Origin of the sequence: Nocardia vaccinii NBRC 15922, from assembly GCF_001613305.1 — a bacterium.
Lineage (GTDB): Bacteria > Actinomycetota > Actinomycetes > Mycobacteriales > Mycobacteriaceae > Nocardia > Nocardia vaccinii.
Genome location: NZ_BDCC01000035.1, coordinates 271,271 through 293,325, shown reverse-complemented (window position 1 = coordinate 293,325; position 22,055 = coordinate 271,271). Strand labels below are relative to the sequence as shown.

The following is a 22,055-nucleotide window of genomic DNA, read 5'->3' as shown; positions in this document are numbered from 1 at the left end:
TCGGTATCCACAACCGAAGTGAATCGACGCTAGGACGCACCTTGCCGCAGCACCGGGAGACATCGAGTTCCGTATCGGTCAGGGATCTGCTGGGGGATGGCGTCGCGAGCCGTTCGACCCGGCACCGGGCCGAACCCCGCCACGATCGGATGCGGCTGGCCGCCGGCACCGCGGTCGCGACCGGCGCCCTGATCGGCGTCACCGCCCAGTTCGCCCAGGCTGCCCCGCTGCCGGGTGTGCACACCGCCAACAGCGCCGACACCATCGCGCTGAAACCCGCTGTCGCCCCGGCCGCGGAGGCCACCGAGACTCCCGCGCGGGTGCCGCTGGAGGCCGCGGCGCCCACCCCGGCAGCCGCGCCGGTCGCCGCGCCCGCGCCTGCGCCCGCGGCCGCACTCGCGCCGTTCGGCTTGCAGAATCTGCCTCCCGAGGTGGCCGGGCCACTATCGCAGGCCGAGCAGGTGATCAAGAACCTGCAGCAGCAGGCCGCACCGCAGACACAGACGCAGGCCGTTCGCCCGGTCTCCGGTCAGCTCACCTCCGGATACGGCTCACGGTGGGGCGCATTCCATTACGGCGTCGACTTCGCCGACCCGATCGGCACACCGATCGAATCCGTGGAGAACGGCACAGTGATCCAGGCCGGGCCCGCCTCAGGGTTCGGGCTGTGGGTGCGGGTCCGGCAGGACGACGGGACCACGGCCGTATACGGCCACGTCAACCAGATCCTCGTGCACGAGGGCCAGCGGGTGAACGCGGGCCAGGCCATCGCGACGGTCGGCAACCGGGGCGATTCCACCGGCCCGCATCTGCACCTCGAGATCTGGGACCCGTCCGGCCGCAAGGTCGACCCGGCGCCCTACCTGGCCGCCAAAGGGGTCGTATTACAGGCGCGGTCGTGGGGATCGGGACAGTAGCCGTGGGCGCCGCGGGCCGCACGCGGCCACGGCTCGCCGTCGTCGGGGGTGGTCAGACCGACGTGCACGAACTGTTCGACACCGGCTCCCTCTACGGCCGCACCTACGCCACCCTGGTCCAGCATCCCCGGGCCACGCTGGCCGAACTGGCCGCGCATCTGGAATGCCCGCCGGAACTGATCCAGGCCGCCCTCGACCGATTGTGCGAGGTGCAGGCCGCCGTCCGGATCGATGCCGGGGGCCGCACCGTCTGGGACGCGCACGCACCCGAGGCGTTGTCCGAGGCCGAGGCGCGTCGCCGCCAGCAGGACACGGCCCGGATGCATGCCGCCGCGGCGCGGCTGGGCGAGACCTTCCGGTCGGTGCGGCGATCGGGCCGCGGTGACGGCGTCATCGTGCCGATGTACGAAACCCGGGAAATCATCGCGGAATTCGAGGATCTACACCGCGGCGCGCGTAAGAACGTGCGGCTGATCGAACGCGGCCCGTACGTCTGCGATGCGGAACGTTCCGAGCGGCTGTTCGAGCTGAAGTCCGCGCGGCTGGCCGCCGGGGTCCGCTATCAACTGCTGTATCAGGACACCATCTATCAGGACCCGGATCGGTTGCGGCACGCGCTGGCCGTCACCGCGGCCGGGGCGCAGGCCCGCACCCTGCCCGATCCGCCGCTGAAGGTGATCGTCGCCGACGGCGAACGGGCCACCATCGTGCTGCACAACGACGAGCGGCGCGGCGATCCGATGGGCCTGCGGATCGGCCCCTCGCCGACCCTGGACCTGATGATGCGCACCTTCGACGTGCTGTGGTCGCTGTCGGCCCCGATCTCGGTGAATCCGAGTGAGCCCCTGGACGAGCGCGATCGCGCCATCCTGACTCTGATGGGCCTGGGCGCCACCGATGACACCATCGCGCGGCGGCTCGGGATGTCGCGGCGCACGGTCGTGCGACGGACCGCCAGTTTGCTCGAACGGCTCGGTGCGAGTACGCGTTTTCAAGCGGGAGTGCAGGCGATCCGGCGCGGATGGTTGTGAGGACGCCGTACCCTCCGTGGCGACAACGCCGAGATCTACAGCCGTATATGCTTTCTCGGACCGTGCGAGTGAGGTTCGACCTGTGTTCGGCGGTGCGGACCTGCCGACCGCGAGAGGTGACAGCGCTCGAATGCATACAGCTCGTCGTACCGCACGGGGAAATCGCCGTCGGCGTTCCGGTAATCCCCTGTTCGGTCAATTGCTCACCGCCGCAGTGGAATCAGCCGCCGATGCGGTGGCGATCCGGGGGCACGCCAGCGGTGATCCGGCCGGTGTGCGTGAGCTGAGCTACCGAGAGTTCGACGAGGCGTCCTCGCGGCTGGCCCGGGAGTTGATCGCCCGTGGCATCGGGCCCGGCGATGTGGTGGCCGTGGGTATCGATCGCTCGCTCGAATGGGTGCTGGCGGTCTGGGCGATCGCCAAGGCCGGTGCGGCCTGCACACCGGTGGACCCGGCCGGCCCGACCGAACGAATCCCCCGTATCCTCGCCGAATCCGATGTGGCACTTGGTTTGACGACCACCACGTGCCGCGGCGATCTCGGTGACGACGTGGTATGGCTCGAACTCGACGACGCGCACACGGGCGAACGCATCGACGCCCGCGCCGCGCATCCGATCTCCTACACCGACCGGGTGCGCCAGCTCACCGAGCAGCATCCGGCCTTCGTCGTGCACCCGTCCGGTTCGGCCGGTGGCGTCGTGGTTACCCACACCGGCCTGGCCACCGTGGTCAACGCGATGCGTGAACACCTCGGGGTGGACGGCGAATCGCGTGTGGTCCATCTGCGGGCACCGGATTCCGGCCTCGCGATGCTGGAGCTGATGCTGACCTTCTCCTCCGGTGCGACGCTGATCGTCGCCCCGCCGGAGGCGTCCGGCGACCGGCTCGCGGATCTGCTGCGGCGCGAGCGGATCACCCATCTGCTGAGCACACCGGACGCGCTCGAATCGGTGGACCCATCGGGCTCGGACGAGCTCGAGGCCGTCGCGGTGATCGGCGACCGGTTCGATTCGGAGCAGATCGGCCGCTGGGCACGCGGCGGGCGGGCGGTCCACACCGCGTACGGACTTCCCGAGGCGACGATTCTGGATACCGTCAGCGGCGTCGTCCAGCCGGGCGAGATCGCGACGATCGGCACTCCGATCGCGGGAATCGGTGCCTTCGTGCTGGATTCGCGGTTGCGTCCGGTGCCCGTGGGTATGGTCGGCGAGTTGTATCTGTCCGGACCGGTACTCGCGCAGGGGTATTCGGGACGTCCGGGCGCTACCGCCGGACGGTTCGTGGCGAGCCCGTTCGGCGCCGAGACCGGACAGCCCGGCATGCGCCTTTGCCGGACCGGAGATCTGGTGCGGCGCAACGAGTCCGACGGTTCCATCGAATTCGTCTCACGGATGCCCGAGCCGGCCTCCGCGATGCGGGGACCGGTGCCCTCCGCGTTGCTGGAGCAGGCCGTCGCGGAGACCTTCGCCGCCCTGCTGATTCCCGCCGACGCCGAGCAGCGCCCGATCGAGCGCACCGACGACTTCTTCGACCTGGGCGGCGATTCTCCGCTGGCCGCCGTGGCCGCGGCGCGGATCGGGGCCGCGCTGGGGCTGTGGGTACCGGCGCGCTTCGTCTTCGAGGCCTCCACGGTGCGGGGCCTGGCCGAACGTATCGGGCGGCATGTGGAGTCGGTGGCCGCACGCGAACTGCGACCCATGCCGCGTCCGGAGCGGATTCCGCTGTCCTATGCCCAGCAGCGGATCTGGTCGCGCAACCGGTTCGATCCGGCGAGTGCGACCGACAACATTCCGGTGGCGATGCGGCTGCGCGGCCGGTTGGACATCGAGGCACTGCGCGTCGCGGCCCGGGATCTGGTGGTGCGGCACGAGGTCCTGCGCACGGTATTTCCCGAATTCCGGAGTGCCGGTTATCAACTCGTCCTCCCGACAGCCGATCCCCGAGCGACACCGGATGTTCGGGTCGTGCGTGCGGCCGAGAGCGAACTGCTGGGTCTGGTATCCGAAATCGTCGGCACCGGCTTCGATGTGACCGCCGAACCGCCGCTCCGGCTACGGGTGCTCTCCTCGAGCGAGACCGACCACGTCCTGGTGTGCGTACTGCATCGCATTGCGGGAGACGGCTTTTCGACCGGCCCGCTGGGCCGGGACCTGATGACCGCCTATCGGGACCGGGCGCGGGGCGAACATCCGCGCTGGACCGCCCTCGAGGTGCAGTACGTCGATTACGCCCTCTGGCAGCGTGAGGTGCTGGGGCCCGAAGACGATCCGGATTCCGTTCCGGCGCAGCAGATCGAGTTCTGGCGCAGGGAATTGGCCGGGCTGCACGAGCAGGCGGAGCTGCCCGCGGACCAGCCGCGTCCGGCGATCGCCTCGCAGCGGGGCGCGACGTTGGAGTTCGAGATCGACGCGCGGGTGCACGACGTACTGAACCGGGTGGCGCACGAGCACGGCGCTACCTTGTTCACGGTCCTGCACGCGATGCTGGCGATTCTGCTGGCACGCCTGTCCGGTACCCGCGACATCGCGATCGCCGCCCCGGTCACCGGACGTGGCGCGGTGGCGTTGGACGAGCTCGTCGGCGCCTTCGCCAATATTCTGGTGCTGCGCGCGAATATCGATCCGGGCATCGGGTTCGCCGATCTGCTGACCGCGGTGCGCGACTCGGACCTCGCGGCGCTCGGCAACGCCGATGTGCCGTTCGAGCAGCTGGCGGAGGAATTGGATCCGGTGCGGTCCGCGGCCCGGCATCCGCTGTGCCAGGTGGCGTTGACCTTGCGCAATACCGCTCGGACCCGTCCGGAACTGCCGGACCTGACCGTCGACGATATCGAGTTCGATACCGCACGGGCCGAATTCGACCTGCAGCTGACCATGTCGGAACGCCTCGACGAACGTGGCGTCGCGCAGGGGATGACGGCCCGGTTCACCTATGCCACGGACCTTTTCGACGACGCGACCGTCCGCGATTTCGCGCATCGTTTCGGCCGGGTGATCGACGCCGTCGCCGCCGACGGCCGGGTGATCGCCGGCGATATCGACGTGCTGCTGCCTGGTGAGCGCGAACTGGTTCTGCGCGAGTGGAATACAGCCGGGGTTGCGGCGCCCGCGGTGACGCTGGTGGATCTGATCGCCGAGCGGGCGAACGAGCGTCCCGGCGCGATCGCGATCCGATCGGGTGATACGGCGTTGAGTTTCGGCGAGCTGATGCGGCGAGCGAACCGGGTCGCGCGGGCGTTGATCGACCGCGGCGCGGGGCCGGAATCGGTGGTGGCCGTGCTGGTCGAGCCGAATGCGGAGCTGGCGGTGGCATTGCTGGGCGTGCTGCTGTCCGGGGCGGGATACGTCCCGATCGATCCCGACTCGCTGGTACAAGACTCCACGGCGGCGAGTTCGCGGCCTGCCTCTGGGCCGAATTCGCTCGAGTCCGTGCTCTCCGACACCGCGCCGGTCTGCCTGCTGACCACGGCCGAAGGCCGAAAATCGGTGCGGAACAACCGGACTCCCGTCGTCGTACTGGATGACGTCGAACAGTTCCCCGACACTCCCGTGACCGACGCCGATCGGATCTCTCCGCTGCGGCCGGGAAATACGGCGTATCTGAACTACTCCGCGGGTTCGGGCGGTACACCCAGGGCCGTGAGCATCAGCCATCGCAACGTGGTCGAGCTGTTCGTCAATGCCCGGCCGCTGTTCGACATCGCCGAGACCGATGTGTGGGCACTGAGCCATTCGTACGCCGACGACCTGTCGGTGTGGGAGTTGTGGTGTGCCCTGGCGACCGGCGCGGCGGTGGTGGTGGTCGACCGGCCGACGTCGTTGCCGCCGCAGTCGTTCCGGGAGTTGCTGGTTCGTGAACAGGTGACGGTGCTGCAACTGACGCCGTCGGAGTTCGACGGGCTGGTCGAGGCCGATCGGGCCGCGAGCGACAGCGAATTGGGCAGCTCGGCGAGGCTCGCGCTGCGCTACGTGGTGCTCAGTGGGGAGGAACTGGATCCGCAGTCGGTGCGGCGCTGGTACGAGCGGCACATCTCGAATTCACCTCAGCTGGTGAACATGTACGGAATCGCCGAGAGCACGGTGCACGCGTCGTTCCTCGCGGTGGACGAGCACTGGGCGGACGATCCGGTGAACGCGATCGGGCGGGCCCTGCCGGGTCTGGCCTGTTTCGTGCTGGACGAGCGGTTGCATCCGGCTCCGATGGGTGTGGCCGGGGAGATGTACTTCGCGGGTGGACAGCTTTCCCGCGGTTGTCCGGGGCGGGCGGGGCTGACCGCGACGCGGTTCGTCGCGAATCCGTTCGGAGAGCCCGGATCCCGGATGTATCGCACGGGTGATGTGGGGCGCTGGATCGGTTTCGGAGGTGAAGCCGTACTCGAGTACGTCGGGCGTGCGGAGCGGAATCCGGCGGACGCGCCGCCTCGGAGCGCGACGGAGAGCCTGCTCGCGCAACCTGAACTGGACTATGCCACAACGGAACTCGCGCCACTGGACGGCCGTGCGGTGGCTACCGCCGGTCCCGCGTTGTCGCAGGCGCTGGCCGCGATCGTCGAGGACGATCCGGACGGGCCCGCGCTGGTGTCCGGTGCGAGCGAGCTGTCCTTCGCCGAACTCGACGCGCGATCCTCGCGGCTGGCGCGGGTGCTGATCGACCGGGACTGCGGTCCGGGCGTCGGCGTCGCGGTCCGGTTCGAGCGCGGGATCGATGCGGTGGTGGCCGTCTGGGCGGTGCTGAAAGCCGGTGCGGCAGTGGTCTTCACCGCGGCGGACGCGCCGGAGCCGGAGGTTGCGGTCGGGTTGACCGCCGTCCCGGCGCACGGTTCTCGCATCGACTGGCTGGTTCCGGCCGATCCGGCGGTGGCCCTCGAGATCGACAGCCGATCGGCCCGTCCGGTGACGTACGCCGACCGCACCCGCGCGCTGCGGGGTGGTCATCCGGCATTCGCCACCGCGGATTTCGTTCTCGGTTACGACGAATTGGCCGCGGCCGTGGACCGATTGCGCGCGGGCATCGAATTGGATATCGAATCGCGCACCTTTCATCAGGGCGCTCCGCAGTCTCCGGCGGCATTGCTGGAAATCGTGGCGGCCGGTGCGGCGGGGGCGGCACTGGTATTGCCGCCGAATCCCGACGCCCCCGTCGACGCCGCGATGCTGGCCGAGGAATGGGTGACGCACCTGTTCATCGATGCGGCCGGGCTCGCGCGGCTGGACCCGGAGCCCCTGGCGGATTTGCGAGCCGTCGTCCTGGACAATGGCGCGGTACCGGCCGAGGGCTTCGGCGTCGTCGAGACGTTCATGGTGCTCGACGAGTTGATCCGGTGAATTCCGGCCCACCGGGTGACCATCGGGCCTTCGTACTCCACAATGGTCTGGTTCCGCGGGCGGCTACCCTCCGCCCCGGAATATCCGCACGATGGTGATATCGGCCGCTGTCGTGCTCGATCGATCGAGGGTGGCGTCCCCAGCGGCGCATGAGCAACAACAGGCAGGGTGTGAGGCAACGTGCTTCGGGTGTTCGGACGGCGCAACGTGATCCGGCATGGGATTCGGGCATGAGTCGCCCGAGTCGCCACCGGTCTGCGCGCAGCCGCCGCACGCGCGTGGTGACCCTGCCTCAGCTGATGTCGACCGCGGTCGAGGCCGATCCGGACGGCACCGCGATCGTCCTCGCGGATGCGGCCGGCACGCTCGCGGAACTGACCTACGCCGAGCTGGACGAGCGTTCCACACGTCTGGCGCGATTGCTGATCGCCCGCGGAATCGGTCCCGAAGACCTGGTCGCGGTGGCTTTTCCGCGTTCGCTCGAGGCAGTGATCGCGCTCTGGGCGGTCGCCAAAACGGGTGCGGGATTCGTTCCGGTGGATCCGGACGATCCGGCCCAGCGCATCGCGCATATCGTCGTGGATTCCGGGGTGGTGCTGGGCCTGACCGTCGCCGCGACCCGCGCCGCACTGCCCGGTACGACGCCCTGGCTGGCTGTCGACACCGCCGGAATCGCCGTGGAGCTGGAGGAATTCGACGCCGATCCGGTCACCTACGCCGACCGGCTGCGGCCGCTGCGCGCCGAACATCCCGCCTATGTGGTGTACACGGTCGACGCGATCGGCGCGCCGCACGGCGTCGTGGTGACGCAGGCCGGATTGTCGGTGCTGTCCGATGCGCAGCGGACGCGTTATCAAGCCGACGGCGATTCACGGACGTTGGCCTTCGCGGCTCCCTCGGACGATGCGTCGGTGCTGGAACTGCTGCTCGCCGTCGGCGGTGCGGCGACGATGGTGGTGGCCGCGCCGTCCGTGCGCGGTGGCGACGAACTGGCTCCGCTGCTTTTGCGCGAGGACGTCACGCACGCGTACCTGCCGCCCGAGGCGCTGGAATCCATGGACCCGGCCGGACTGGACGAATTGCGCGTGGTGATCTGCGCGGGCCGGTCGTATCCACCGGAGCTGGTGGACCGGTGGACGCAGCCGATCGGCGCGGGACCGTTCGGCGCGGCCGTGCGCCGTTTCCTGCACGGATACGGATCGGCGGAGACCACGGTCCTGACCAATATCGGCACGCCGAATTCGCCGGCAGAGGCATCGGGGATCGGTGCGCCGAATCCCGGGATCACCGAGTATGTGCTGGACGAACGGCTTTCGGTGGTCCCCGACGGGGAAATCGGTGAACTGTACATCGCCGGCCCGCAGCTGGCGCGCGGATATCTGCGGCGCCCGTCGCGGACCGCCGCGCATTTCGTGGCGAATCCGTTCCTCGGCGGACCGGAGGGGATGGGCCTGTCCGCCGCCGATTCCCGGCTGTTCCGGACCGGTGATCGGGTGCGTCGTTCGGCCGACGGCGCCATCGAGTACATCGGCCCCGCGACTCCGGTGGTGACCGCCGGCGCCATGCCCGGGGTGCGGGATCGGGTGTCGGATGAGGGGGCTCCCAGTGCGGGTGCCGGGGATGCCGATGCCGGCGGGGTGAGTGTCACTCCGCGCCCAGTGTCGGTGGATGGGTTCGTGGTCGATCACCCGTCGAGTGCGGGAGATTCGTCTGTCGGTGCGGAAGCGGGTTCGCGGGGCGGGACTCGGGGGCGCGATGGCGCCGCGGGCGCGGCATTCCCGCAGAGTTCGTCCGATGCGTCGAGGATCGATGAGCCGTCGGCGGATTCACCTGCCGGGTGGGGTTCGGGGCCGCGGTCAGAGGATGCGGATCGCGACGAAGAGGCTGCTACCGGGGCGGATTCGGCCGAGGCGCCGTTCGGGGTGGGAAGCGATCGTTCGTCCGCCGGGTCGGGTTCATCCGGCGAATGGGGTCCGGAGGCTCGGGCGACGGATGGTCCGGGCGGTGCGAGTGCCGACTCCGTCGTGAGCGCGGTCGACGTGTCGCCCGCGGCGAGTGGGAGCGGTTCTGCGTCGCCGGAGAGTGCGTACGAGGACAGGCCGCAGGCGGCGGGCAGTGCTGCGCCGGGATCGGTTGACGCCGACGCTTCGCCGGGGAGTGATCGGTCGCTCGCTGCCGAGGATTCGATCGGCGTGCGGGAATCGGCGGGGAGTGCCGGCGCGGTCGGCGGCCGGCCTTCGGAGACCGACAGTGCGGGCGGATTGCCCGATTCGGACGTGCAGCCCGAGCGGATACCGTTGACGACGATGCCGCGACCTTCGACGACCGTGGAGTTCGAGGACACGGTGCTGCCGGGCGTGCCGTTGTCAGCGGCGCAGGAGCGGATGTGGGGGATCAACCGATCTGATCCGGGGACGGCGGCGCACAACGTGTGTTTCGCCGTGCGGATCAGCGGGCGGATGCGGGTGGAGGCGCTGCAGGTCGCGGTGGTCGACGTCATCGAGCGGCACGAGATGCTGCGGACGGTCTATCCGCGGTCGGGCGGGGCCGGATATCAAGTGGTGCTGCCGCTGGACCGGGTGCTCGCGGATCTGACGCCGGAGCCGCTGGAGGAATCCGAGATCGAGGACTGGCTGGGCGATTACGCACGCCTGGCCTTCGACGTGACCGCCGAGATCCCGGTTCGGATCGGCGTCGCCCAGATCGCCGAGGACGAGCATGTGGTCGTCGTCGTGGCGCATCGCATCGCCGCGGACGAGGCCAGTGTGACGCCATTTCTGCGTGATCTCGCGGTGGCCCTGCTGGGGCGGCGCAATCGAGCCAAACCGGCGTGGGCCCCGCTGCCGGTGCAGTATGCCGACTATGCGCTGTGGCAGCGCTCGGCGCTCGGCGATGCGGCACAACCGGGTTCACTGGCGGCACGGGAAATCGCTTACTGGCGAACAGCTTTGGCGGGTATTACGGACGGGCCGGACCTGCCCGCGGACCGGCCGCGGCCCGCGACGCCGTCGGGACGCGGTGCGGTGTACGCCTTCTCGGTGGATCGTGAGGTTCATGCCGGGCTCCTGGAACTCGCCCGCACCACGGGCGGCACACTGTTCACCGCGCTGCACGCGGGATTCACCACGCTGATCGGGCGGCTGACGGGTGCGGGCGACATCGTCGTGGGCACCTCGGTTACGGGGCGTGGTGCGCGTGAACTCGACAGTGCCATCGGACTTTTCGAGAATCCGGTCGCCCTGCGCGCCCGGGTCGATCCGACCATGTCCTTCGCCGACCTGCTGGCGGAGGTGACGCGGTCCGACCTGGCCGCGTTCGAGCACGCCGAGCTGCCGTTCGGGTTGTTGGCCGAGGCGCTGGGAATGGGGTCCGCGCGGGCGTACCCGTCCTGGTTGCGGGTCGCGCTGACGGTCCGAGAACAGCATCCCTCACAGGTGAATCTACCCGGATTGTCCGCTACCGCAGTGGAATTCGACGGTGGTAACGCCGAATTCGACCTGCGGTTGAATGTGTTCCCGCGCACGCTGGACGGTGCGCCCGACGGGTTGTCGGCCGCGTTCACCTATGCCACCGACCTGTTCGACGAGATCACCGTGGCCGGATTCGCCGAACGCCTGGTCCTGTTGCTCGAGGCGGTCACGGCCGATCCGCGCCGTCCGGTCGGTGATGTGGAGTTGCTGCAGCCGGACGAGCGGATGCGAATCCTGGGCGACTGGAACAACACCCGGTACGCGGTCGAGCCCGGACTGCTGCTGGACGGCTATCGGCGTGCGGTGCGGGAGCATCCGGACGCGATCGCGGTCTCCAGCGCCGACCTCGAACTGACTTACGCCGAGTTCGATACTCGGGTGAACCAGCTCGCACGCCTGTTGATTTCGCGCGGGGTCGGACCGGAAACCACGGTGGTGCTCGCGATCGCGCCCTCGCTGGATCTGTTGATCGGCATGTACGCGATCGTGACCGCCGGTGGGGCGTACGTACCGGTGGATCCGGATCATCCGGCCGAGCGGATCGGGTACATCCTCGAGACGGTGCGTCCGGTCTGCGTGGTCAGTACCGTCGCGGATTCGGTTCCGGTGCCGCACGATACGCAGAGCCTGCGGTTGGACACGATGGATCTGAGCGGATTCGATCCGAGTCCGGTGCGGCCCGAGGAGTTGGCGCGTCCGCTGCGTCCCGGCCATCCCGCCTATGTCATGTTCACCTCGGGATCGACCGGGCGGCCCAAGGGCGTGGTCGTCTCGCACGCGGCCATCGACCACCAGCTCGCCTGGATGCTCGCGGCCTATCCGCTGGCGAGCGATGATGTGTACCTGCAGAAGACCCCGCCGACCTACGACGCCTCGCTGTGGGGATACTTCCTGCCCTTGCGGGCGGGGGCGCGGCTGCGGCTCGCCGCGCCGGACCGATCCGATCCGCTGTACCTCGCGGAATCCATTATCGCGCACGGTGTTACGGTCACCGACTTCGTGCCCTCGCAGCTCGCGGCATTCGCGGACCGCACCGCGCCGGGGATCTGCCCGACGCTGCGGGAAATCTTCGTGATCGGCGAGGTGCTCCCCGCCCGGACGGTCGTGGCGTTCGGGCGGATCAGCGACGCGCGCGTGCACAACCTCTACGGCCCGACCGAGGCCGCGGTCTCGGTGACGTACTGGCCCGCCGCGAGCGCGGACGGGGTGAACGTCCCGATCGGGTTGCCGCAGTGGAACACTCGGGTCTACGTGTTGGACGACCGGTTGCGCCCGGTGCCGGTGGGCGTTCCGGGTGAGTTGTATCTGGCGGGTGCGGCGCTGGCCCGCGGCTATGCGGGCCGGCCCGGTCCGACCGCGGATCGGTTCGTGGCCGACCCGTTCTCGGACCGGGATGCCGGGGAGCGGATGTACCGCACCGGCGATCTGGTCGTCTGGCGCGAGGGTTCGGGCGAACTGCCCGCGCGGCTGGATTTCCTGGGCCGCACCGATTTTCAGATCAATATCGGCGGCCGACGGATCGAGCCCGGCGAGATCGAAGCCGCTCTGCTCGCGCAATCCTCGGTCGGGGACGCGGTGGTGGTGGCGCGGGACGGCCGGCTCGTCGCCTACGTCGCACCGCGTCCCGAGAAGCGGATCGTCACCGAACGGGTGGCCGCCTCGCTGGCGGAAGTCCTTCCGGAGGAACTCATTCCGGACGTCGTCGTCCCGATGGAGGCGCTACCGCGCACGGCAGCGGGCAAACTCGACCGCCGCGCGCTGCCGGACCCGGCACTCGGCGTCGAGACGTCGTCCTCGCTGAAGGTCGTCCGTGTCGACACGCTCGCTTCGCCTCGCACGTCGGAACCCCCGTCGCCGACCCCGGTGCGGACCGAGGTCGACCCTGCGGCGGAGTCGGGTTGGCTGTCCAAGCAGTGGAAGCTCGGTCCGCTGTCGGGACCGGACACGTCGGTGGGGCCGGAATCGGTGGAGTCCGAGTCTCGAACGGGACTTCCGCGTCGGTCGACAGCCGAGTCCGACCGCCGGGGCGATGCCGATGCGTCCGGTACCGCTGCGCGCGCGGGTTCGGAGGCGTCCGCGGAGTCGGAGTCGCGGGTAAAGCTTCCGCGTAGGTCGCGGGCCGAGGCCCGTCGCCGGGACGATGCCGGCGGGGCTGATTCCGCTGTGCGATCGGAGTCGCCGGAGTCCGAGTCGCCGGTGGATCGGCCGGAGGGCGAGTCTCGCCGCCGCGTCGGTGCCGATGAATCTGGTTCCGCTGTGGGTTCGGGCTCTGCGGCGTTGTCGGAGCCGGAGTCGCGCGCGGTCCTTCCGCGTAGGTTGCGGGCCGAGGCCCGTCGCCGTGGCGATGCCGGCGGGGCTGATTCCGCTGCGGTATCGGATTCGGAGGTGTCGGCGGGTTCGGGCTCGCCGGAGTCCGAGTCGCGGATGGCGCTTCCGTGTAGGTCGCGGGGTGAGTCTGGCCGACAGGTCGATGGCGCCGGGCTCGGTCCCGCTGCGGGACAGGCTGCACCGCAGGAAGATCCGGAATCAATTCCGGATGATGCGGGACAGTCCGGGGTCGACCGAGGGGCGAGCTCGCATGCCGGATGGCCGCCGCGGGTGGTGCCCGCGGAGGATGCCGGCGCGGCCGAAGATGTTCGGGCGGAGTCCGATTCGTCCGCGCGTCCGGAGCCGGTCCGTTTGCCGCGACGTGCGGCCGGTTGGTCGCCGCGGGTGGTGGCGTCCCAGGAGTCCGGTGCGGCGGGCGACGGGCCTTCGGAGTCCGATTCGTCATCGCGTGCGGAGTCCGTTCGTCTGCCGCGCCGTGCCGCTGGGTGGTCGCCGCGGGAGTCGTCCTCGGAGGCGCCCGGGGCACAGGATGAAAGTGCTGCGGGGGCCGATCGCGGCTCGCTTCCGGGTGGTGGGTGGCAGCCACGGGTGGTGTCCTCCTCGCAGGAGCCGGGAGCGGTGGATGATTCCGCATCCGACGAGTCGGCGGCAGCGGCAGAGCCGGATTCGCCCAGGCTGGAATCCGGGTTGTCTTCGCTGCGGGCGGGGTTCGATCGTGGATTGCGTTCGGGCGCCGAGGAGCCGGACCCGTCCGAGCCGTCGTCGACGGCGCACGGGACGGAGCAGACCGCGGAATCGCCGGAGCTGCCGGGTCTTCCGTTGCGGCGGTCCCGCGATGAAACGGATTCGGCACCGGAATCGTCGTCGGACGACGATTCGCAGCCGGAGCCGGTGACAATGCTGCTGCCTCGCCGGTCCGTGTCGCAGCAGCCGGAGGCGGCCGGGGTCGGTGCGGTTCGAGCGGACGTCCAGCCGGTGCCGTTGTCGGCTACGCAGGAGTGGCTGTGGGAGCTCGGCCGGGCCGAACAAGGCGGGCATGTTCCGGCGGCGTACCACCTGCCGTTCGCGTTGCGACTGGCGGGAAGTCTGGATGTCGATTCGCTGGGTGCCGCGCTGGACGACGTGATCGCTCGGCACGAGGTGCTGCGCACGGTGTATCCGGCTGCGGCGGAACCGGATTCGGGAGCCGTGCAGCGAGTCTTGCCTGCCGGGCCGCGTCCGCCGCTGACCGCGCGGCGGATCGCGCGGTCCGAAATCGCGGCGGCGGTGCGCGAACTCGCGGCCGCGCCGTTCGACGTGACCGCCGAACCGCCGCTGCGGGTGCAGCTGTTCGAAATCGCCGATCTGGCACCGGGTTCGCGCCGGGAGTACGTCCTGGCCATGGTGGTGCATCGCATCGCCGCGGACAACTCCGCGCTGGATCCGATAGTCGCCGATCTGATGGTCGCCTATGCGGCCCGGACCGCGAACCATTCGCCGCGGTGGGCGCCGCTGTCGGCGCAGTACGCCGATTACGTCCGCTGGCAGCAGACCATGCTCGGCTCCGAATCGGATCCCGAATCGGTTGCCGCCCAGCAGATCAGCTACTGGCGCGGTGAACTCGCGGGGCTGCCCGATGTACTCGATCTGCCCGGCGCCCGTCCGCGTCCGGCCGTGGCGTCGATGGTCGGCGCGTGGACCGGCGTTCACATCGACGCCGCCACCCACACCGCGCTGTTGGAACTCGCGCACAACCATGCGACGACCCTGTTCACCGTCCTGGAGACCGCCGTGGCGGCCTTCCTGGCCCAGCTGTCGAACGGTGACGACATCGCGATCGGGGCTCCGGCCCCGGGACGCGCCGCGGGTGAGTTCGAGGATCTGATCGGCTCGTTCGTCAATACGGTGGTACTGCGCACGCGCCTGGATCCCGCGGAGTCGTTCAGCGAATTGCTGATTCGTCAGCGGGACAGCCAGGAACAGGCCTTCGCGCACGCGGACCTGCCCTTCGCGAGTCTGGTGGAGGCGCTCGGCATCCGCCCGTCCACCGCCCGCAATCCGCTGTTCCAGGTGGGTGTGGCGGTGCAGGCGCCCGCACGCACGACAGTGGATCTGCCCGGTCTGACGATCGAGAATCTCGATACCGAACTCGAGGTCGCACCGGTGGACCTGAACCTGACGGTCACCGAAACCTACGACTCGGACGGCAATCCATCCGGCATCGACGGCCGAATCACCTACGCCACAGATCTTTTCGACCCGAGTGCGGCGGAGTCTCTGGCCACAGGTCTGACCGGCCTCCTGACAACCCTCGTCGCCGACCCCACCCGGCCTCTGGGCGCCATCGGAATAGGCAGCCTCGACGCATCCGGCTCGGCCACCGCATCCGATGCCTCGACCCCGGCGCACACCTCCGAAACCGCCGCCGCCTCGGCGGACCGCGGAGATGCCGAGTCCGTCGACCGAATCGACGCTCTCCCGCCTTTGGCTCAGCGTCGCGGGGCTGGTAGCGGAGCCCCCGAAGCGACGGTCGCGAGCGCCGATTCTGGTGGCGATTCGGCTGATCGCGGGGGTTCGGGGCGTGCTGGTGAGGTGGCTCGCGTGGATTCTCGGGCTCGTAGCGCGACAACGGAAACCACGGTCGCGAATGCCGCTTCCCGGGGCGGTTCCGCCGACCGCGGGGATTCGAACGACCACGCCGTGGATTCGGAGTGGGGTCGGGATTCCGACGCGGCCTCGGGCGAGTCCGGCGACGGGCCGACTCTGGTGTCGATCCTGGAGGAGGCGGCGGCGGCCGGACCCGAGCGGGTGGGGATCATTGCCTCCGCGGCGGAGAATGCCGGTGGGCCGGCGGAGTTCACCCTCGGTGAGCTGGACGCCTGGGCGAATCGGCTGGCGCGGTATCTGATTTCGCTCGGCGTCGGCCGGGGATCGGTTGTGGCGCTGGCTGTTCGACGTTCGGTGGATCTCGGCGTCGCCGTGTACGCGGTGGCGAAGGCCGGTGGTGCGGCGCTGCCCATCGATCCGGAGGGAGATGCCGAACGCAATCGGGAGATCCTCGCTGGGGCCGGGCCGGTCTGCGTGTTGGCCGATGCGGAATATCCCTTCGTGGCCTCGAATCGCCCCGGCGGTGATGGGAGTTTCGACGCGCCGACCGAACTGCTCACCCCGATCGGGCGCACGCCCGCGCATCGGCCCGCCGCGGGCGGACAGCCGATGGTCGTGCGGGTCGACAGGCTGAATCTGGACGGTATCCCGACCCATCGGCTCGCCGATGCGGAGCGAATCGAACCGCTGCGCGCGAATCATCCGGCATGGATCATCCAATCCGCGGGCGCCGCTCGTGCGGTCGTCTCGCATGCCGGTGCTGTGGCCCAATTGACCGGCGTTACAAACGAATTCGGGTTGGACGCGGATGGCCGGGCGGTGTTGGCGACAGCCGCGACGGTCGATCTGTCGGTATGGGAATTCTGGACGGTCGCGATGGGCGCACCGGTTCAGCTAGGTGAGCAGGTTGCCCGGCCGCGCACCATCCCGGAACTCATGACCTCCGCCGTGGCCGCGAACCCGAACGGTGCGGCCGTGGTGTTCCGGGGCCGCAGCTTCACCTACACCCAACTCGATCGCGCCTCCTCCAAGCTGGCGCGGCGTCTGATCCAGCTCGGTGCGGGCCCGGAGAAGCCGGTGGCCGTGGCGATTCCGCGCTCGCTGGAGGCGCTGGTGACGCTCTGGTCGGTCGCCAAGACCGGCGCGGCGGTGGTGCCGGTCGAGCCGAGTCTGCCCGGCGATCGGATCACCGATCTGGTGTCGGATTCCGGTGCGGTCCTGGGCGTGACGGTTCGCGCCGTGGTCGCGGGCCTGCCCCAGATCGACGGCGAATGGCTGGTGCTGGACCACCCGAATTTCGCCGCTGAGGTGGATGCGCAAGCGGGCGAGCCGATTTCGGATTCGGAGCGGATCACTTCCCTGCTTCCGGACGACGGCGCGTACGTCCTGTACGGCTCCGCCGACATCGATCACAGCCAGGGCATCGTGGTGGCCCACGAAGATCTCGCCGATCTGGCCGAACAGGCGAATCACTATCGGCTGCACCATGGTTCACGTGTGCTCGCGCTCGCCGCGCCGTCGTCGGACGAAGCGGTGCTCGAGCTGGTCCTGGCTCTGGGCGCGGCCGCGGCGCTGGTAGTGGCCCCGGCGACCATCGGCGGCGGCCCGGAGCTGGCGCGACTGATCCGCTCCGAACGGGTGACGCACGCCTTCCTGCCCGAGGCGGCACTGCGAACGGTGGACCCGACATCGCTGGACGGCGTCGAGGTCGTGGTGACCGATCGCGCGGTGGCAGAGGAGGATTCCGCACCGGAGGAGTACTCGCCGGAGGTCGGGTACCCGGAGCAGGCGGACCACCGGAATCAGGAGTGGCCCTCGGCCCCGGGCGGATACTCCGAACAGGCGGACTACTCGGAACACGTCGACTATCCGGCGCAACCGGAACAGCCGGGACAATCCGGCTACTCCGAGCGGTTCGGGTACGCGGAATATTCCGAACAGCCCGGGTACGCCGAAGACCCGGAGTACGCCGAAGACCCGGAGTACGCCGAACAGCCGGAGCAACCCGAGGGCGCCGGATACCTGCCCGAGGTCGCGTACTCACGAGAGACGTCGCATTCGCAAGAGCCCGGCCGCTCGGAGCGGACGACCTACCCGGAGCAGGCCGAGGACACCGAACACCCCGAGTCTCCCGCACCGTCCGACCGCCCGATGACCCCTGCGGAACGCATCATCGCCGAGGCCCGCGCAAGCGCCCCGCCCCCGGAGGAATTCGACAGCGTCACAGCGTTGTCCGCGCCGATGCACACCCCCGCCCGGCAGGCGCTGCCGGATCGTGCCGCTCCCGCGCTCCCGCAACGGGGCGCCCGCGCGGCCGAGCCGGCCGAACCGGATTCGTCTGCCGAGTCGGCGGGTCCCGAGTCCGAACCGGATGAGCACGGCACACTCCCACTGCCACCGCGAGCGGTTCGCCTGCTGGAGATCGACCCCTCCGGCCGGGAGAGCCGCGCGATCGCCCTGGACGTTCCGGCCGGCGTGCCCACGGAGAACATCCGCGCCGCCGTGCGGACGATCCTGGAGCGGCATCCGCTGCTCTCGGCTCGTCTCACGGTCCCGGGCCGGGCCGGTGACGACTCGTTGCGCGCCTGGTCGCCCGTCTTCGCGGGGTCGGCACACGAGGCTCGGCTGGTACTCGCGCAGACACCGCCCGAGCTGTCACCGCGCCGGTTCGTGCACTCCGAGGGCGTCGCGGAGATGGCGGTGCGCACGCTGGCCGTCGAGCTGGATCCCGGCCAGGGCCGCAATATCGGCTTCGGACTGATCGATCCACCGGAATCGGCTGAGCTGGAAGATGATTCACGTACCCTCGTGATCGCCGCCAACGGTCTGGTCGTGGACGACGTCTCGTGGCGGATCATCATCGACGAACTGTCCCGGGCCTGGTCGAACGGCCACACCGAACTCGCCGACCCCGCACAGGCCGCACCCGGCGGCGCCGCGCACGCACTGTCCCGGCGTGTCACCGACGATGCGGTGCGCGGCGAGGTTTCCTGGTGGCGGCGCGCCCTGGCCGACCTGCCCACCGAAAGTCCGCTCGACGGTGTGGATCTCACGGCTCGCGGCCGGGTGTCGCTGGTGATCACCGCGGAGGGCGCGGCGGCGGTGTCCGCGGTGGCGGCCTCGTATCACACGGACGTGGAAGACGTTCTGCTGACGGCACTGGCCCTGGCGATGATGCCGGACACCCGCGCGGCCGAGATCCTCGGCCCGGTGGTGCAGTTGACCGTGGACGGGCGATCGATCGCGGGCGGCGAATCCGCCGGTGCGGTAGGCGGATTCACCGCCACCTACCCGCTGGCGCCGAATGTCGGCGGCATCGACCTGGACGAGGCCCTGAGCGGCGGTCCTGCGGCCGGTGCTGCCATATCCCGGGTGAAGGAGCAGCGTCGCACGGTTCCCGCGGGCGGCGCGCGATACGGCGTGTTGCGTTATCTCGACCCGGCCACCGCAACCGAAATGGCCGCACTCGCCCACGGCCGCACGGCATTCCGCTATCGCGACCTGCGGCCCGCGCGCTCCTACCCGGACACTCCGGCGGCCGATTTGTTCCTGGACCTCACCGTGGACGCGACCGAGGAGGGCTTCCGGGCTCGGTTCGACTACGCATCAGCGATTCTGGAGGCGGACGAGGTCAAAGAACTGGCCGGGCACTGGGTTCGATCGCTGGGTGGCCTCGCCGAGCACGGAACCCATCCGGAGGCAGGCGGTTTCACCCCTTCGGACTTCCCGATGGTGCCGCTCACCCAGGACGATATCGACCGACTGCGGTACGAGAACCCGGACCTCACCGAGATCTGGCCGGTCGCACCCGGACAGGCGGGCCTGCTGGCGACCGCGCACACGGCCGGTGGTGCGCAATTCGCCGTTGACCTGCGCGGCCCGCTCGACGACCGGCGACTGCGCCTGTCCGCGCAGGCCGTGCTCGACCGGCACGACGGCTTGCGCTCGGCTTTCGGCGAATGGGCGGGCGGTCCGGTGCAGGTGATCTCGGATCCGGTCGACATCGCCTGGCGGACGGTCGATTTCACCGATCTGGCAGCGGCCGATGCGCGGGTGGAGGTGGAGCGGTATCAGGCCGCGGAACGGCTCGCGCCGTTCGATCCGCACAGCGCGCCGCTGATCCGTATCGCACTGTTGAAATCGGCGGGCACCACGCACCGGATCCTGCTCACCGCGCATCCGCTGCTGCTCGACGATCGATCGTTGCGCCTGGTGATGCGTGATCTGCTGACCGTCTACGCCCGCGGCCCGCGCTCGCGGCAGTTGCCCGACGTCCATCCGTATCGCGCCTACCCGACGTGGCTGGCCGCCCAGAACGGCGCCGCGGCGCGAGCGGTCTGGCGGGATGCGTTGGCCGGATATCGCGCACCGGCATTGCTCGGTCACGCCGAGAATCCCGATACAGCCTCTGCCACCGCGGAAGTCGGCGTGGAACTGTTGCCCGCCGACGCCGTGGAACTGAGGGGTCTGGCCACTCGTCTGGGCGTGACGGTGCAGATGGTGGTGCAGGCGGCCTGGGGTCTGCTGCTCGCGCAGTTCGCCGATCGCGACGACGTGGTGTTCGGTGTCTGCGCGCCCGGACGCTCCCCGCAGGTGCCGCATGTCGACCGCCTGGTGGGCCGGTTCGGCGGCATCGTCCCCGTGCGGGTGCGGCCGGAACCGGAGGAGTCCCTGGAGGAGCTGCTGCTGCGAATCCGGGCCGAGTGGTCGGCCCGTCCCGGCTATTACTGCCCGAGCCAGGCCGATATGGCTCGGTCGCTGGGGGTGGATCGGCTGCTGGATTCGGTGGTGATGTTCCGGGACGACGCGGCCGACCTGGCCGAACTGTCCGGAATCATCGACGGCATCCGCATCGCGGAGGTCGATTCCGCGCCCGCGTTCGCCGATCGGATCGCGGTGGCCGTGGTGCTGAACGGGCCCAACCGGCTCTCGCTGCGCTACCTGACCGAAGAGATCAGCGAATCTGTGGCGAATGCACTGTCCTACGGTCTGGCTTCGATGATTCGGCAGATCGCGGCAGCGCCGCATACTCTGATCGCCGATCTGGATCTGCATATCGAGCACGCGCCGAGCGATGTCGGAGTCGGCCGATAATGTCCGGCTACCTCGGGTGGTGTGTGGCTGGAGTGAAATCTATTCGGACAGCGGCGATCCGGGATGGGAAGGCCGGTTCCGGTGACGTATCGTCGGGCGGGATGTCGCACGGCCCGCGGGGGAGTCGGCGCACCGGTTCCGACCGGACTGCTGGAAATTCGAACCGATAGTGAAGGTGTGCACAAGTGATTCGTCGACGCTTCCGGCGTGGCCTTCGAGCCGCCGCCGTTCTGGCGGCCACAGGGGTTCTCGCCGGTGTTCTGACCGGGGTCGGCGCAACGACCGCCGCGGCCGACGATCCGATCATGAAGTCCAAGGCCCTGCTGGCCGATCCGAAGGCGCCCGACGGCTCGCACATCACCCGCGCCACCTACACGGACAACCGCAATATCCGGCTGTACGTGTACTCGGCGGCGATGGACGAGACCTATCCGGTCGACGTGCAGCGCCCCGCCGACGCATCCAAGGCGCGCCCGACGCTGTACCTGCTCAACGGCGCGGGCGGCGGTGAGGACGACGCGTCATGGGTGAAGAAGACCGATATCGTCAAGGGCTTCCTGAGCGACAAGAACGTCAACGTGGTGCAGCCCATCGGTGGCAAGTGGAGCTATTACACCGATTGGATCAAGGATGATCCGGTACTGGGCCGCAACAAGTGGAAGACCTTCTTCACACAGGAGTTGCCGCCGCTGATCAACGCCGCGCTGGGCACCAATGGCGTGAATGCCATCGCGGGCCTGTCGACTTCGGGTACCAGTGTGCTGAATCTGGCGATCGCCCAGCCGGGCCTGTACAAGTCCGTCGCGGCGTATTCCGGGTGCGCGCAGACCGCCGATCCGGTCGGCCGGGAGTTCGTCAAGCTCACCGTGAACGTCTGGGGTGGTGGCGATGTGCTGAACATGTACGGACCCGACGGCGCGCCGGCCTGGGCCGTGAACGATCCGTACGTGCACGCGGACAAGTTGCGTGGGTTGAACCTCTACATCTCGTCGGGCAACGGCCTGCCGGGCGTCTACGACACGATGAACAACAAGTACGCCCTGCCCGGCGCCTACGGCCTGGCCAACCAGCTGCTGATCGGCGGCGTCATCGAGGCCGGCGTCAACTACTGCTCGCACAATCTGCAGGCCAAGCTGAATTCTCTCGGCATCCCGGCCACCTACAACTTCCGCAACTCCGGGACGCACTCCTGGGGTTACTGGCACGACGATTTCCTGAGCTCCTGGCCGGTTCTCGCCAAGGGCCTCGGGCTCTGACCTCGGCCTCAGGTCAGCTGTGGCGGACCGGGGTCCGACCCCGGTCC

The 22,055-nt window shown here is 69.5% G+C and carries 5 protein-coding genes; all 5 read left to right on the top strand.

The features are described 5' to 3' along the window. Positions 1-41 precede the first annotated feature (41 nt). Positions 42-917 (top strand): M23 family metallopeptidase, encoded by an 876-nt coding sequence (locus tag NV1_RS24030; protein ID WP_067895373.1) that lies wholly within the window; start codon positions 42-44, stop codon positions 915-917. After that, positions 899-1,948 (top strand): helix-turn-helix transcriptional regulator, encoded by a 1,050-nt coding sequence (locus NV1_RS24025; protein WP_245713885.1) that lies wholly within the window; start codon positions 899-901, stop codon positions 1,946-1,948. Before NV1_RS24030 ends, NV1_RS24025 begins: the two co-directional genes overlap by 19 nt. A gap of 130 nt (positions 1,949-2,078) precedes the next feature. After that, positions 2,079-7,274: an AMP-binding protein gene (locus NV1_RS24020; protein ID WP_067895507.1), complete on the top strand. Its 5,196-nt coding sequence runs from the start codon at positions 2,079-2,081 to the stop codon at positions 7,272-7,274. 230 nt (positions 7,275-7,504) lie between these two features. After that, positions 7,505-20,752, top strand: coding sequence for an amino acid adenylation domain-containing protein (locus NV1_RS24015; protein WP_157117305.1), 13,248 nt, complete (start codon positions 7,505-7,507; stop codon positions 20,750-20,752). A gap of 260 nt (positions 20,753-21,012) precedes the next feature. Then, on the top strand, positions 21,013-22,008 hold the full coding sequence (locus NV1_RS24010; RefSeq protein WP_067895504.1) for an alpha/beta hydrolase: 996 nt from the start codon (positions 21,013-21,015) through the stop codon (positions 22,006-22,008). Positions 22,009-22,055 lie beyond the last annotated feature (47 nt).

Bases quoted from the DNA above. Each gene is read 5' to 3' on its own strand.
- NV1_RS24020 (WP_067895507.1), top strand. From the start codon at position 2,079: ATGCATACAGCTCGTCGTACCGCACGGGGAAATCGCCGTCGGCGTTCC.
- NV1_RS24015 (WP_157117305.1), top strand. From the start codon at position 7,505: ATGAGTCGCCCGAGTCGCCACCGGTCTGCGCGCAGCCGCCGCACGCGC.